Here is a 15,489-nt window from a genome sequence, read left to right as displayed (position 1 = left end):
GGGAATTCCCATGCAATTGCGTAAAACACTCTTGGTCGGACTGGTTTCCGCTGCCTTGCTGAGTGGTTGCTCGCTGTTTAACAGCGAAGAAGACGTGGTTACCATGTCGCCGTTGCCGAAAGTTGAAAATCAGTTCACGCCGAGCAAGGCGTGGAGCACCTCGGTGGGCGACGGCATCGGTGAGTATTACTCCCACCTGCGTCCGGCCTATCAGGACAGCACCATTTACGCCGCCGATCGCTTTGGCATCGTGAAAGCGATAGACGCCGACAGCGGCAACGAGAAGTGGAAGGTCAACCTCTCCGAGAAGACCGGCTTCTTCTCCAGCAACCTGTCTGCGCTGCTGTCGGGCGGCCTGACGGTTGCGGGCGACAAGGTTTACGTCGGCAGCGAAAAAGCGGTGGTTTACGCATTGAACACCGCCGACGGCGCCATCGCCTGGCAGACCAAAGTGGCCGGCGAAGCGATTTCACGTCCGGTTATCAGCGACGGCATGGTGTTGGTGCACACCTCCAACGGCATGCTGCAGGCGCTGAACGAAGCCGACGGCGCGGTGAAGTGGACGGTTAACCTGGACATGCCTTCGCTGTCGCTGCGCGGTGAATCCGCGCCGGCCGTCGCCTTTGGCGCCGCCATCGTCGGCGGTGACAACGGCCGCGTCAGCGCCGTGCTGATGCAGCAGGGCCAACTGATCTGGCAACAGCGCATTTCTCAGCCGAGCGGCGCGACCGAAATCGATCGCCTGAACGACGTGGACACCACGCCGGTAATCGTTGACGGCGTGGTCTACGCGCTGGGTTACAACGGCAACCTGACGGCGCTGGATCTGCGTTCCGGTCAGATCATCTGGAAACGCGAGCTGGGTTCGGTGAATGATTTCATCGTCGACGCGGGCCGCATCTACCTGATCGACCAGAACGATCGCGTGGTGGCGCTCAGCACCGAAGGCGGCGTGACCGTGTGGACGCAAAGCGATCTGCTGCACCGCAACCTGACGCCGCCGGTGATGTATAATGGTTATCTGGTGACCGGTGACGCCGAAGGCTATCTGCACTGGGTCAACACCACCGATGGCCGTTTTGTCGCCCAGCAGGAAGTGGACAGCTCCGGCTTCCTGTCTGCGCCGATGGTGGCCGGCGACAAGCTGGTCATCCAGGCTCGCGGCGGGAAAGTTTACGCTTTCACCCGCTAACGCCGCTCGTCGTGATCCTTCTAGCGCCCGAAAGATTTCGGGTTGCAGCCAGGCGGCAAGCGCATGAGTCCTCGGGAGCTTAGTGAGCTAAGTGACCGAGGCGAAGGTGCGCAGACAACGCCGCTGTGGCGCGAAAGATGAAGGGGAAAACGGCTCCTGAATGTTCAGGGGCCGTTTCGTATTTTATAAGCTGCACCGCTGGTGTCTATCCACAGTGCAGTAACGCATTGATTATTAAGTAATGAGGCTTCAACAATGATACCTGTCGTCGCGCTGGTCGGGCGCCCGAATGTGGGTAAATCCACCTTGTTCAACCGTTTAACCCATACGCGTGATGCGCTGGTGGCGGATTTTCCGGGGCTGACGCGTGACCGCAAGTATGGTCGTGCTGAAATCGAAGGCAATGAATTCATCATCGTCGATACCGGCGGTATCGACGGCACCGAAGACGGCGTCGAAACGCGCATGGCCGGTCAGTCGCTGCTGGCGATCGAAGAAGCGGACATCGTGCTGTTCATGGTCGACGCCCGCGCCGGCCTGATGCCGGCGGATCAGGGCATCGCCCAGCACCTGCGCAGCCGCCAAAAGGCGACCTTCCTGGTGGCCAACAAGACCGACGGCCTGGACCCGGACACCGCCACCGCCGATTTCTACTCGCTCGGCCTGGGTGAAGTGTTCGCTATCGCCGCTTCTCACGGCCGTGGCGTGACCCAGCTGATTGAACACGTGCTGGTGCCGTTCGTGCCGGAAAAACCGGAAGACGTCGAGCTGACCGAGGAAGAGGCCAATGCCGCTTACTGGGCCGAGCAAAACGGTGAAACGCTGGAAGGCGAAGAAGACGAAGAGCCGGAAGAAGCGTTCAACCCGCAGGATCTGCCGATCAAACTGGCGATCGTCGGCCGCCCGAACGTCGGTAAGTCTACGCTGACTAACCGCATCCTCGGCGAGGAGCGCGTGGTGGTGTATGACATGCCGGGCACCACCCGCGACAGCATCTACATTCCGATGGTGCGCGACGAACGCGAATATGTGCTGATCGACACCGCCGGGGTGCGTAAACGCGGCAAGGTGACTGAAACCGTCGAGAAGTTCTCGGTGATCAAGACCCTGCAGGCGATTGAAGACGCCAACGTGGTGCTGCTGGTGATCGACGCGCGTGAAGGCATCTCCGATCAGGATCTCTCGCTGCTCGGCTTTATCCTCAACAGTGGGCGCTCACTGGTGATTGCGGTCAACAAGTGGGACGGCATGAGCGAAGAAGATCGCGAGCACGTGAAAGAGATGCTCGACCTGCGTCTGGGCTTCGTCGACTTCGCGCGCGTGCACTTTATTTCCGCCCTGCACGGCAGCGGTGTCGGCAACCTGTTCGAATCGGTACAGGAAGCCTACGAGTGCGCAACCCGCCGCGTAAACACCTCGATGCTGACCAAAATCATGCAGATGGCGGTTGACGACCACCAGCCGCCGTTGGTGCGCGGCCGCCGCGTGAAGCTGAAATATGCCCACGCCGGCGGTTACAACCCGCCGATCGTGGTGATCCACGGCAACCAGGTCAGCGATCTGGCCGATTCGTACAAGCGCTATCTGATGAACTACTTCCGCCGCTCGCTGAACGTGATGGGGACGCCGATCCGCATCCAGTTCAAAGAGGGTGACAACCCGTTCGCCGGCAAACGCAACCTGCTGACGCCGACCCAGATGCGTAAGCGCAAGCGCCTGATGAGCCACCTGAAAAAGAGCAAGTAATTGCTCATGAGGGGCGCGGCAGTGATGCCGCGCCCCTTTTTTATTGGCCCGAAATCGTTTTATTATCTGAAGATTACCTCGCCTGCCTGAAGGAACACCATGTCCTGGGAAACCTGGAGTTTTGCGTTTAACGTCACCGTGCCGAATCTGCTGATGATGCTGCTGGGGATCCTGCTGCGCCATTGGCGCCTGATGGATGACCGTTTCGTCGACGGCGCGACCCGCCTGGTGTTCAATCTGGCGCTGCCGTGCCTGCTGTTTTTCAGCATCGCCACCAACCACCCGCAGCTGCTCGGCAACCTGCCGCTGGTGCTGTTCGGCGCGGTCGGCACGCTGGCGACCTTCCTGCTCTTGGAGCTGGCGGCCAAGTGGCTGGTGAAAGAACCGCGTGAGCGCGGGGTGTTCGTGCAGGGCGGTTTCCGCGCCAATACCGCCATCGTCGGCCTGGCCTACGCCATGACCGCCTATGGCAGCGAAGGCATTGCGCTCGCCTCGCTGTACCTGACGGTGACGGTGATCCTGTTCAACATACTGTCGGTTATCACCCTCACGCGCAGCCTACAGGGTGGGCAGGGCAAGAAAATCAGCCACCTGTCGCTGCTGCGCAGCATCGTTACCAACCCGCTGATCATCGGCCTGGTGTGCGGGCTGCTGTATGCGCAAACCGGGCTGGGCATCCCGACCGTGATCCGCCAGACCGGCAGCTATATCTCCGCGCTGTCGCTGCCGCTGGCACTGCTGTGCACCGGCGCCAGCCTGGATTTTCGCGCCATGTTCCGCTCGTCCAACGTGGCGGCGCTGTCGTCGGCGGCCAAGCTGTTTCTGGTGCCGTGCCTGATGACGCTGGCCGGCTGGCTGTGCGGGTTTCAGGGTGCGGCGCTGGGCATTATCTTCCTGTTTTCCGCCACGCCGACCGCTTCGGGCAGCTATGTGATGACGCGCGCCATGGGCGGCAACGCCACGCTGGCGGCCAACATTATCGCTATCACCACCGTCGGGTCGTTCTTCACCACCGCGTTGGGGATCTATTTCTTGCGCTCATGGGGCGCGATTTAACCTGGGAGCCGTTATGGATGCGCATTGTCCGCACTGTCGTCAAACCATGAAGTGGGTAGCGGGTCATTACCATTGTGAAGCCTGCCTCTGCGATTATCGGCAGCTGGCGAGCTGCCCGGAGTGCGGGCAGCCGCTGCAAGAATTGAAAGCCTGCGGGGCGGTGGATTACCTGTGCCAGAACGGGCACGGGCTGATCTCCAAAAAACGGGTGAATTTCAGCTATCAGCCGCTGTAAGCCCTCACTCATCCACCTGGCCGGTTTTCCACAAATCCACCAGCGCCTGCGGCGCGCTGCTTTCCGGGATTAACAGCACGATCTCGGTGCTCAGGGTGGGGCTGGTGTAGTTGATCTGTACGCGGTAGTAGCGCTGGTCGCCGCAGCCGGGGGAGTTGGGTTGGCCCTCTTCCTGGGCGTACGGCAGTGTCTGATTCAGCAACTGATTCAGGCGCTGCCGTTGCTCCGGCGTGATATCGGCCAGCGCAATGCGGCGCTGGCCCGCCAGTTTGGGAATGTAGGCGAAGCCTCCCTCGCGCGCCAGCTCAATGACCGTATCCTGATTGAGCGTCGGCAGCGGTTTCATTACTCCACCCCCACCTGATGCCAGGCCTGTTGCACCTTGTCCGCCACGCTTTGATCGAAACGCGCTAGCGCATGTTTCACCGTGGCGCGGGCGAAGGTGGCGAAGTCGGCGTTTTGCGGCAGCGCTTTGTCGCACACTGTGTCATACCAGACGTAGCCGGCTTTCTCCCAGGCGAAGCCGCCCAGCGCCGTCGCCGCCAGATAGAAGGCGCGGTTGGGGATGCCGGAGTTGAGATGCACGCCGCCGTTGTCTTCCTTGGTCTGGATATAATCCTTCATGCCGGCGGGCTGCGGGTCTTTGCCCAGCAGCGGATCGTCGTAGGCGGTGCCGGGTGCCGACATCGAGCGCAGCCCTTGGCCTTTGATGCCCTTGGCGAGCAGCCCGGCGCCGATCAGCCAGTCGGCTTTATCGGCGGTTTGCTGCAGGTGGAACTGCTTGACCAGCGAACCGAACACGTCGGACAGCGACTCATTGAGCGCCCCGGACTGCTGGTAGTAGATCAGCCCGGCTTCGCTCTCGGTCACGCCGTGCGCCAGCTCGTGGCCGACCACGTCGATGGCGATGGTGAAACGGTTGAAGATCTCGCCGTCGCCGTCGCCGAACACCATCTGCTGGCCGTTCCAGAAGGCGTTTTGGTACTCCTTGCCGTAGTGTACGCTACCGACCAGCGGCAGCCCCTGGTTATCCAGTGAGTTGCGGCGGTAGGCCTGCCAGAAGAAATCGTAGGTGACGCCGAGGTAGTCGTAGGCTTCGTCCACCGCCACATCGTGGTTGCTGGGCTGGCCCTCTTTGCGCACCTGTTTGCCAGGCAGTAGGGTGCCGTTCTGCGCGTCGTAGATATCGCGGAGCGCTTCGCCGGCTCGGGCGTTTTTTTCGGTCGGCGAACGCAGCGGCTTGTTGCCGAGCAGGCTTTGCACATGATTCAGGGTGTGCAGCGCGCAGTCGCGCTGCGGGGCGTTGCCGTGTTCAATGATGCGGCGCAGCATGTAGGGAGGAATGACGGAACGCATGCGCTGGGCTGGCATAGTGGCTCTCCTTAGGCAAAAATTTTACCTCATCGAATGAATGCACTGTGCCTAAGTGTAGCCTACTCGTCATAAAGCCTGTGGTCATGCGTGCTCACCGCCGGCGCGGTCTTGTGCGGGCTGACGCGCCGCACCGAGGCGCGCACCGCCAGCCGACCGTGCAGCAACAGATTGCACGGCGGCGCGTCGGCGCGCAGCATGCGCCGCTGCAGCAGCTGGATCGCTTCGTAGCCCAGTTCGTCGCGCGGCACCTGCACTGAGGTCAGCGGCACGTCGTGGATTTCCGCCAGGTTGAAGCCGTCGGTGCTCATTACCGAGACGTCGCCCGGCACGCTCAGCCCCCGCTTGTTGAGCGCCTTGACCGCCCCGACCGCCATGTAGTCGCCGCCGGCCAGGATCGCCGTCGGCAGCGGGGAGTGGCCGTGGAGGCCATCGAGATAGGTGGTCAGCGCCTGCTCGGCCTCTTCACTGCCGAAGCCGGAGGTGGTGACCAGATGGTTGCCATCGTCGAACGGCAAATGATGCCGGGCGTAGGCCTGCCGAATGCCCGCCAGCCGCAGCTCCATGGTGTGGCGGCGCAGACACTGCAGATTGAGGATATGGCTATGCCCCTGCTGAAACAGGTAGCTGGCGGAGTAGTCGCCGATCAGCTGATGATCCGGCGAGACGCTGTCCAGCCGCATCTGCCGATCGCTGCAGTTGATCAGCACGCAGGGCTTGTGCAGATCGGCGGCCAGGGTGTGGATATGCTCGTCGTCGATGCCGATGATCAGCGCCGCTTCGGTGTGCGGGTCGCTCATCTTTTCCAGAAACAGCGCGCCGTCGCTGTGTTGCTCTTCCAGCCCGCAGTAGCGGATGCGCACCTCGTGCTCCATCAGCGCGGCGGCGATACCCTGAATGACCTTGTAGTAGAAGATGTCGGTGCGTACGTCGAACGCGCGCTGTGGCGCGAACACCATCACGTTGTTCAGCATCAGCCGGCCGCTGGAAATACCCTGCAGAATGCCGTTTTGCTGCGCACAGTCCAGCACCTTGCGGCGCGCCTCGGCGCTGGTGTTGGCCTTGCCCGCCAGCACGCGGGAAACGGTGCTGATCGACAACCCGGTTTGGCGAGCGATCTCCTGAATTTTCAGCTTTCCGTTCATTCTGTGATCTCCTTCAAATTCGTCCATGAGAATATTTTCACCGCGGATTTTCAGCGTCTTGACCGGCTTTTATGCCCATTATGACTATTTTTTCACCCACCTGTGAAAATCTTTGCAAAAAACCCCGTTTCGCTGCGCGCTCTCGCTGAGTAGTCTGCATTGGTACACCAATTTTAGCGATCTGTCAGTCCAATTTTAACGGTGTGCGAAAAAGAAAACAAAAAATAAATCATGGGGTTGTGATTGTCTTTCGGCCAATGATACGGCGCCGACCCGCTTTCACCGTCCCGTGTTTGATAGCACAACGTACCCTACCAAAACGCGCGTCGCCGTCGCCGGCGGCCGCGGGGAGAGAACCGATGAGTGTGGAGATCAATCAGGCGGTCGCGCAGAGCGGCCGGCGCAAGTTCAAATCGCTGCGCTGGTGGATGCTGGCGCTGTTCTTGCTGGGCGTCACGGTCAACTACATCACCCGCAACTCGCTGGGCATTTTGGCGCCGGAGCTGAAAACCAGCCTGAACATGAGCACCGAGCAATATGCCTGGGTGGTGGCGTCGTTCCAGCTGGCCTACACGGTGTTTCAGCCGATCTGCGGCTGGCTGATCGACGTTATCGGCCTGAAGATGGGCTTTCTGATCTGCGCCGGCATTTGGGCGGTGGTATGCATGTTGCACGCCGGCGCCGGCAGCTGGCTGCAACTGGCCATTCTGCGCTTCTTCATGGGAGGCGCGGAGGCGGCGGCCACCCCGGCCAACGCCAAGGCGATCTCCGATTGGTTCCCGAAGAAGGAGCGGCCGATCGCTGCCGGCTGGGCGGGCGTCGGTTTCTCCATCGGCGCCATGCTGGCCCCGCCGATCATCGTCATCGCTCACGTCTCCTTCGGCTGGCAAGGCGCCTTCCTGTTCTCCGGCGGGCTGGCGCTGATCTGGGTGGTGCTGTGGTGGCTGTTCTACCACTCGCCGCAGCAGCACCCGAACCTCAGCCAGCAAGAGTTGGATCTGATCCGCGAAGACAACGAGCCGGTGTTGCCGAAGCTGCCGTTTCTCACCTCGCTGGCCAGCCTGTGCAAGAACAAGAAATTTTACGGCATCGCCATCCCGGCCTTTCTCGCCGAGCCGGCCTGGGCGGTCTTCAGCTTCTGGGTGCCGCTGTACCTGGCCACCGAACGCGGCATGGATCTGAAACAGATCGCGATGTTCGCCTGGCTGCCGTTCCTGGCGGCGGATATCGGCAGCGTCGCCAGCGGCTATCTCACCACCCTGTACCGCAAATGGTTCGGCTGCAGCCGCGTTAACTCGGTGGTCGCCAGCTCGGTGACCGGCGCTTTCCTGATGGTGTCGCTGGCGTTTGTCGCGATCACCCAAGATCCCTATGTGGCGATCGCGCTGATCTCGATCGGCGGGTTCGGCCATCAGGTGATCTCCTGCATGCTCAGCGCCCTGGTGGTGGAATCGTTCGATAAGAACCAAATGGCGACGGTCAACGGCATGCGCGGCTCCAGCGCCTGGATCGCCAGCTTCCTGTTTACGCTCCTGATCGGCGCGGTATCCGACACCCTCGGCTTTAACCCGCTGTTTATCGCGATGGGCTTCTTCGATTTGATCGGCGCCCTGTTCCTGGTCGCCCTGATTGCCGAGCGCGGCGGTAAGAAAACCCCTTCACACAGCTAAGTGGAATATTTATGAAAACCTTGAAAAATTGGACATTGGCGGCGCAGCATGCGGACCACGTCGAGCTGCTGGTCGATGAACGCCACCGTTTCTGCCTGTACGTACTGGAAAACGAGTTGTTCCGCGTGTTGATCAAACGTGAGGGCGAGCTGGCGCTGGATCGCACCTGGAGCATCGCGCCGCAAGAGGATGTGCCCTGGGAGGGGCGCGATCGGCTCAGCGTCGCCGGTTTCAGCCTCCCGGGCTATCAGCTGTGCCAGGAGGGCGATCGGCTGGTGGTCAGCACGCCGCGGCTGCGCGTGACGGTGCATCAGCCGCTGTGGTTGGCGTGGGAGTATTGCAATGCCGCCGGCGAGTGGCGGCCGCTGGCGGCGGATCGGCCGACCAGCGCCTACTTGCTCAATGCGCACGGCGACGGCGTGGCGCACTACCAGCGGCGTTTTGCCGATGAGCGCTATTACGGCCTGGGGGAGAAAGCCGGCGATCTGGAACGCACCGGCCGCCGCTTTGAGATGCGCAATCTGGACGCCATGGGCTACAACGCCGCCAGCACCGATCCGCTGTACAAGCACATTCCTTTTACCATCACCCGTGGGCCGGAGGCGAGCTTCGGCCTGTTCTACGATAACCTGAGCAGCTGCTGGCTGGATCTGGGCAACGAGATAGACAACTACCACGCGGCCTACCGCCGCTATCAGGCCGAAGCGGGCGATCTGGATTACTACCTGTTCCTCGGGCCGAAGGTTTTGGACGTCACCAAGGCCTTCGTGCGCCTGACCGGCCGCACCCACTTCGGGCCGAAGTGGAGCCTGGGCTACAGCGGTTCGACCATGCACTACACCGACGCGCCGGACGCCCAGCAGCAGCTGCAGCAGTTCATCGCGCTGTGCCGCCAACACGCCATACCCTGCGACTCCTTCCAGCTGTCGTCGGGCTACACCTCGATCAACAACAAGCGCTACGTGTTCAACTGGAACTACGACAAGGTGCCGCAGCCCAAGCTGCTCAGCCAGGCGTTTCACGACGCCGGCCTCAGGCTGGCGGCCAACATCAAGCCGTGCCTGCTGCAGGATCACCCGCAGTATCAGGCGGTGGCGGCGCAGGGGCTGTTTATCCGCGATTCGCAAAGCGACGCGCCGGAGCGCTCCAGCTTCTGGGACGACGAAGGATCGCACCTCGACTTCACTAACCCGGCGACGGTGCGCTGGTGGCAGCAGGGTGTCACGCAGCAGCTGCTGGAGATGGGCATCGATTCCACCTGGAATGACAACAACGAGTACGAAGTGTGGGATGGCGAAGCGCGCTGCCACGGCTTCGGGCGGCCAATCGCCATCAAGCATATCCGCCCGGTGATGCCGCTGCTGATGATGCGCGCCTCGATGGAGGCCCAGCAGCGCTTCGCGCCGCAGAAGCGGCCGTACCTGATCTCGCGCTCCGGCTGTGCCGGCATGCAGCGCTACGTGCAGACCTGGAGCGGCGACAACCGCACCAGTTGGCAGACGCTGCGCTACAACATCCGCATGGGGCTGGGCATGAGCCTGTCCGGGCTGTATAACCTCGGCCACGACGTCGGCGGCTTCTCCGGCGACAAACCGGACGCGGAGCTGCTGGTGCGCTGGGTGCAAAACGGCGTGATGCATCCGCGTTTCACTATCCACTCCTGGAACGACGACGCCACGGTCAACGAGCCCTGGATGTACCCGGCCGCCACCCCGGCGGTGCGCGAGGCGATCAATCTGCGTTACCGGCTGCTGCCGTATTTCTACACCCTTCTGTGGCAGGCCTGCGTTGACGACGAGCCGATGCTGCGCCCGACCTTCCTCGATCACGAACAGGATGCGCGCACCTTCGGCGAGAACGACGATTTTCTGATTGGCCGCGATCTGCTGGTGGCCAGCGTGGTGGAACCGGCGCAGCGCCGGCGTTCGGTGTATTTGCCGGACAACGGCGAAGGCTGGTACTGCTTCTACAGCGGCCAGTGGTTCGGCGGCGGCCAGACGGTGACGCTGGCGGCGCCGCTGGAGCGCCTGCCGTTGCTGGTGCGTGCCGGGGCGGCGCTGCCGCTGTCGCAGCGGCTGGCGCATGTGGACGTGGCCGCCGACGATCGGCGCGAGCTGCGGCTGTTCCCGCTCAAGGGCTGCGGCGCAAGCAGTGGGTTGTTGTTTGAGGACGACGGTGAAAGCGACGGCTGGCGGCAGGGCGATGCGCTGTGGCTGCGCTGGGAAATGCGCTGCGACAATCAGCGCATCATGCTGGATATCACGACGGAAGGGCGTTTCCGCCCGGCCTGGCGCACGCTGGCGCTCAGCCTGCCGGAAGGTGAAACGCGCGCGCTGTGGGTGAACGGCGAACCGGGCGAGCGTTTTACGCTGGAGTAGGGGGGTTACTCGGTCGCGCGCTTCTTGCGCGGCTTTTTGGCGACGGTGATGGTTTTCACCTCGCTTTCCACCCAGCCGTCCTGCAGGCGGGTTTTCAGCAGTTCGCCGACCTGCGCCTGTTCGGTGGTTTTCAGCAGCTCACCGCGCGGGGTTTGCGTCACGCTGTAGCCGCGCGCCAGCGTCGCCAGCGGGCTGACGGTCTCCAACTGGCTGCAGGCCACGCCTAAGCGCTGGCGGTAGGCGTTGAGCTGGCGCTCCATCGCCTGCTGCAGACGGTATTCCTGCTGCTGCACGCGTTGTTGGTAGCGGTGAATACGGCCCTGCGGCTGCACCTGCGCCAGCCGCTGCTGGGCGCGTTCGCTGCGGCGGGCGGCCAGGCGCAGCAGCTGCTGCATGCCGTCTTCCATTCGGCGCTGCAGCTTGAACAGCAGCGTCTGCTGGCGCGCCAGGCGCAGATGCGGATGCTGCTGCTGTAAACGGTGGTGAATGCGGGTGAACTGCTGCTGGCGCTGCGCCAGATAGTAATCCATCGCCATCTCCAGCCGCTGCTGCTGCGACTGCAGCTGGCGCAACAGCTCAAGCTGATTGCGGCTGACCAGTTCGGCGGCGGCGGAAGGGGTCGGCGCGCGCAGATCGGCGACGAAGTCGGCGATGGTGACGTCGGTTTCATGGCCGACGGCGCTGACGATCGGAATGCGGCTGGCGAAGATCGCCCGCGCCACGCGTTCGTCGTTGAAGCTCCACAGATCTTCCAGCGAACCGCCGCCGCGGCCGACGATCAGCACGTCGCATTCATCGCGGCGGTTGGCGGTCTCGATGGCGCGCACGATTTGCATCGGCGCTTCCGCGCCCTGCACCGAGGTGGGGTAGATGACGATCGGCAGCGATGGATCGCGCCGCTGCAACACCTGCAGGATATCGTGCAGCGCCGCGCCGCTGGCGGAGGTGATCACCCCGACGCGTTTGGCCGGGGCGGGCAGCGGCTGCTTGAACTGCTGATCGAACAGCCCTTCGGCGCTCAGGCGCTGTTTCAGCTGCTCGAACTGTTGCTGCAGCAGGCCGTCGCCGGCGGGCTGCATGCTCTCGGCGATCAGCTGGTAGTCGCCGCGCGGTTCATACAGCGTGATGCTGGCGCGCACCAGGACCTGCTGGCCGTTTTGCGGCCGGAAGGTGACGCGGCGGTTGCTGTTGCGGAACATCGCGCAGCGCACCTGGGCGCGGTCGTCTTTCAGCGTGAAATACCAGTGGCCGGAGGCGGGCTGGGAGAGGTTGGATATCTCGGCGGAGAGCCAAATCTGCCCCATTTCCATTTCCAGCAGTTGGCGAACCGTCTGATTGAGGCGGCTTACGGTAAAAATGGAAGGCGAAACAGGTAGCGACATGTGACCCAGATCAAATTTCAAAACAATCACTTAATTGGTCGATACTACATGGCTGAAAAAGGTAATCAAGACTTTTTGTAAGAAAGTGCTGGAGGCAACCGATTCCGCTCTGTATAATGCCGCGGCAATATTTTATCTTTTTCACAGCCCACCCTGGTGAGATATTGCCCATGCTACGTATCGCTAAAGAAGCTCTGACGTTTGACGACGTCCTCCTGGTTCCAGCCCACTCCACGGTTCTGCCTAACACCGCAGAGCTCGGCACTCAACTGACCAAAACCATCCGCCTGAACATCCCTATGCTGTCCGCAGCCATGGATACCGTGACCGAATCCGGCCTGGCCATCGCGCTGGCGCAGGAAGGCGGCCTGGGCTTCATCCACAAAAACATGTCCATCGAGCGCCAGGCTGAAGAAGTCAGCCGCGTGAAGAAGCATGAAAGCGGCGTAGTTACCGACCCGCAGACCGTTACCCCGTCCACCACGCTGCAGGAAGTGAAAGAGCTAACCGCGCGCAACGGCTTCGCCGGTTACCCGGTCGTTACCGAAGATAACGAGCTGGTCGGCATCATCACCGGCCGCGACGTGCGCTTCGTGACCGATTTGTCTCAGCCGGTGACTGCGGTGATGACGCCGAAAGATCGCCTGGTCACCGTGAAAGAAGGTGAAGCGCGCGACGTGGTGCTGCAGAAGATGCACGAAAAGCGCGTAGAAAAAGCGCTGGTGGTGGACGACAGCTTCCACCTGCTGGGCATGATCACCGTTAAAGACTTCCAGAAAGCGGAACGTAAGCCGAACGCCTGTAAAGACGAGCACGGCCGTCTGCGCGTGGGCGCGGCGGTCGGCGCCGGCGCCGGCAACGAAGAGCGCGTTGACGCGCTGGTGGCGGCAGGCGTTGACGTCCTGCTGATCGACTCCTCGCACGGCCACTCCGAAGGCGTGTTGCAGCGCATCCGCGAAACTCGCGCCAAATACCCGGATCTGCAGATCGTCGGCGGCAACGTCGCGACCGCAGCGGGCGCCAAAGCGCTGGCTGAAGCCGGCGTGAGCGCGGTGAAAGTGGGTATCGGCCCTGGCTCCATCTGCACCACCCGCATCGTGACCGGCGTGGGCGTACCGCAGATCACCGCCATCGCCGACGCGGTGGAAGCGCTGGAAGGCACCGGCATTCCGGTTATCGCCGACGGCGGCATCCGCTTCTCGGGCGACATCGCCAAAGCGATCGCCGCGGGCGCATCCTGCGTGATGGTCGGCTCCATGCTGGCGGGCACCGAAGAATCCCCGGGCGAAATCGAGCTGTATCAGGGCCGTTCGTTCAAATCTTACCGCGGCATGGGCTCGCTGGGCGCGATGTCCAAAGGTTCTTCCGACCGTTACTTCCAGACCGATAACGCCGCCGACAAACTGGTGCCGGAAGGTATCGAAGGCCGCGTCGCCTATAAAGGCATGCTGAAAGCCATCGTGCACCAGCAGATGGGCGGCCTGCGCTCCTGCATGGGCCTGACCGGCTGCGCCACCATCGACGATCTGCGCACCAAGGCGGAGTTCGTGCGCATCAGCGGCGCCGGCATTCAGGAAAGCCACGTGCACGACGTGACCATCACCAAAGAGTCGCCGAACTACCGCATGGGCTGATGCCTTAACCTCTCCTGAGTGAGAGGCCGGGGTGGGGCGCCAAGCCCCATCCCGAAACACACATTTTCGCTCTTTTTCTCTTGTTGCTGGAATTCGCCTCACATGACACAAAATATCCATAAGCATCGCATCCTGATACTGGACTTCGGTTCGCAATACACTCAACTGGTCGCCCGCCGCGTGCGCGAAATCGGCGTTTACTGCGAACTGTGGGCCTGGGACGTTAGCGAAGCGCAGATCCGCGAATTCAACCCAAGCGGCATCATCCTGTCCGGCGGCCCGGAAAGCACCACCGAAGCCGGCAGCCCGCGCGCCCCTGACTACGTGTTCAACGCCGGCGTGCCGGTGCTGGGCGTGTGCTACGGCATGCAGACCATGGCGATGCAGCTGGGTGGCCATGTGCAGGGTTCCAACGAACGCGAGTTCGGCTACGCGCAGGTGGAAATCGTCAAAGAGAGCGCGCTGCTGCGCGACATCGAAGACGCTATCAGCCCGGCCGGCAAACCGCTGCTGGACGTGTGGATGAGCCACGGCGACAAAGTGACCGCGATCCCGTCCGACTTCGTGACCATCGCCAGCACCGATACCTGCCCGTTCGCCATTATGGCCAACGAAGAAAAACGCTTCTACGGCGTGCAGTTCCACCCGGAAGTGACCCACACCCGCCAGGGCCAGCGCATGCTGGAGCGCTTCGTACTGGACATCTGCCAGTGTGAAGCCCTGTGGACCCCGGCCACCATCATCGAAGATGCGGTCGAGCGCATCCGCGAGCAGGTGGGTGAAGACCACGTGATCCTCGGCCTGTCCGGCGGCGTCGACTCCTCCGTGACCGCGATGCTGCTGCACCGGGCCATCGGCAAACGCCTGACCTGCGTGTTCGTCGACAACGGCCTGCTGCGCCTGAACGAAGCCAAGCAGGTGATGGAAATGTTCGGCGACCACTTCGGCCTGAACATCGTGCACGTTGAGGCGGAAAACCGCTTCCTGACCGCACTGGCGGGCGTGGACGAGCCGGAAGCCAAGCGTAAAATCATCGGCCGTGTGTTCGTTGAAGTGTTCGACGAAGAAGCCTGCAAGCAAGAGCAGGTGAAATGGCTGGCACAGGGCACCATCTACCCGGACGTGATCGAATCCGCCGCTTCCGCCACCGGCAAAGCGCACGTGATCAAATCGCACCACAACGTGGGCGGCCTGCCGAAAGAGATGAAGCTGGGCCTGGTCGAGCCGCTGAAAGAGCTGTTCAAAGACGAAGTGCGCAAGATCGGCCTGGAGCTGGGTCTGCCGTACGACATGCTGTTCCGTCACCCGTTCCCGGGCCCGGGTCTGGGCGTGCGCGTGCTGGGCGAAGTGAAGAAAGAGTACTGCGATCTGCTGCGCCGCGCCGATGCCATCTTCATCGAAGAGCTGCACAAAGCCGATCTGTACAACAAAGTCAGCCAGGCGTTCACCGTGTTCCTGCCGGTGCGTTCGGTCGGCGTGATGGGCGACGGCCGCAAATACGACTGGGTGGTCTCCCTGCGTGCGGTAGAAACCATCGACTTCATGACCGCGCACTGGGCGCACCTGCCGTATGACTTCCTCGGCCGCGTCTCCAACCGCATCATCAACGAAGTGGACGGCATCTCCCGCGTGGTGTACGACATCAGCGGCAAGCCGCCGGCGACGATTGAGTGGGAATGA

At 62.2% G+C, this 15,489-nt stretch carries 12 protein-coding genes; 8 read left to right on the top strand and 4 right to left on the bottom strand.

Annotation, left to right across the window (positions count from 1 at the left end; translation table 11 throughout):
• The first annotated feature begins 10 nt into the window (after positions 1 to 10).
• The 4 genes from bamB (at position 11) to QMZ29_RS02440 (ending at position 4,229) form a co-directional block, all read left to right on the top strand.
• Entirely contained in the window at positions 11 to 1,192 is a 1,182-nt protein-coding gene (gene bamB, locus QMZ29_RS02455) for an outer membrane protein assembly factor BamB (protein WP_261426560.1), read from the top strand.
• A gap of 255 nt (positions 1,193 to 1,447) precedes the next feature.
• Complete coding sequence (gene der, locus QMZ29_RS02450; RefSeq protein ID WP_004941442.1) at positions 1,448 to 2,938, top strand: ribosome biogenesis GTPase Der; 1,491 nt, start codon at positions 1,448 to 1,450, stop codon at positions 2,936 to 2,938.
• Between the two features lie 99 nt (positions 2,939 to 3,037).
• Positions 3,038 to 3,994 carry an AEC family transporter gene (locus QMZ29_RS02445; RefSeq protein WP_033648913.1) on the top strand — a complete coding sequence of 319 codons (957 nt, stop codon included), beginning with the start codon at positions 3,038 to 3,040 and terminating at the stop codon, positions 3,992 to 3,994.
• 13 nt (positions 3,995 to 4,007) lie between these two features.
• Positions 4,008 to 4,229 carry a zinc ribbon domain-containing protein gene (locus QMZ29_RS02440; RefSeq protein WP_049296119.1) on the top strand — a complete coding sequence of 74 codons (222 nt, stop codon included), beginning with the start codon at positions 4,008 to 4,010 and terminating at the stop codon, positions 4,227 to 4,229.
• Positions 4,230 to 4,233: 4 nt separating this feature from the next.
• Here QMZ29_RS02440 and QMZ29_RS02435 read toward each other — a convergent pair whose 3' ends face one another.
• The 3 genes from QMZ29_RS02435 to QMZ29_RS02425 form a co-directional block, all read right to left on the bottom strand.
• Positions 4,234 to 4,575: a protealysin inhibitor emfourin gene (locus tag QMZ29_RS02435; protein WP_016929750.1), complete on the bottom strand. Its 342-nt coding sequence runs from the start codon at positions 4,573 to 4,575 to the stop codon at positions 4,234 to 4,236.
• Positions 4,575 to 5,600 (bottom strand): M4 family metallopeptidase, encoded by a 1,026-nt coding sequence (locus QMZ29_RS02430; protein WP_147824133.1) that lies wholly within the window; start codon positions 5,598 to 5,600, stop codon positions 4,575 to 4,577. Before QMZ29_RS02430 ends, QMZ29_RS02435 begins: the two co-directional genes overlap by 1 nt.
• Before the next feature lie 62 nt (positions 5,601 to 5,662).
• The gene (locus QMZ29_RS02425) at positions 5,663 to 6,745 is read right to left on the bottom strand and encodes a LacI family DNA-binding transcriptional regulator (RefSeq protein ID WP_261426552.1); all 1,083 of its coding nucleotides are present in this window, start codon (positions 6,743 to 6,745) and stop codon (positions 5,663 to 5,665) included.
• Between the two features lie 359 nt (positions 6,746 to 7,104).
• Between QMZ29_RS02425 and QMZ29_RS02420 the strand changes: the two genes are divergently transcribed.
• A complete protein-coding gene (locus QMZ29_RS02420; protein WP_060434365.1) occupies positions 7,105 to 8,415 on the top strand; it encodes an MFS transporter in 1,311 nt (436 codons plus the stop codon).
• An 11-nt stretch (positions 8,416 to 8,426) separates the two neighbouring features.
• The gene (locus QMZ29_RS02415; protein WP_261426550.1) at positions 8,427 to 10,793 is read left to right on the top strand and encodes a glycoside hydrolase family 31 protein; all 2,367 of its coding nucleotides are present in this window, start codon (positions 8,427 to 8,429) and stop codon (positions 10,791 to 10,793) included.
• Positions 10,794 to 10,798: 5 nt separating this feature from the next.
• Here QMZ29_RS02415 and xseA read toward each other — a convergent pair whose 3' ends face one another.
• Entirely contained in the window at positions 10,799 to 12,175 is a 1,377-nt protein-coding gene (gene xseA, locus QMZ29_RS02410) for an exodeoxyribonuclease VII large subunit (protein ID WP_261426548.1), read from the bottom strand.
• Between the two features lie 170 nt (positions 12,176 to 12,345).
• Between xseA and guaB the strand changes: the two genes are divergently transcribed.
• Together guaB and guaA are read left to right on the top strand one after the other, a co-directional pair.
• Positions 12,346 to 13,809, top strand: coding sequence for an IMP dehydrogenase (gene guaB, locus QMZ29_RS02405; protein WP_038629838.1), 1,464 nt, complete (start codon positions 12,346 to 12,348; stop codon positions 13,807 to 13,809).
• Positions 13,810 to 13,911: 102 nt separating this feature from the next.
• A complete protein-coding gene (gene guaA / locus QMZ29_RS02400) occupies positions 13,912 to 15,489 on the top strand; it encodes a glutamine-hydrolyzing GMP synthase (protein ID WP_043138057.1) in 1,578 nt (525 codons plus the stop codon).

Source organism: Serratia sp. PF-27, from assembly GCF_030053255.1.
Classification (GTDB): domain Bacteria; phylum Pseudomonadota; class Gammaproteobacteria; order Enterobacterales; family Enterobacteriaceae; genus Serratia; species Serratia bockelmannii.
Note: the sequence above shows the minus strand (reverse complement) of the source record. Positions and strands in the feature narration are given on the sequence as shown.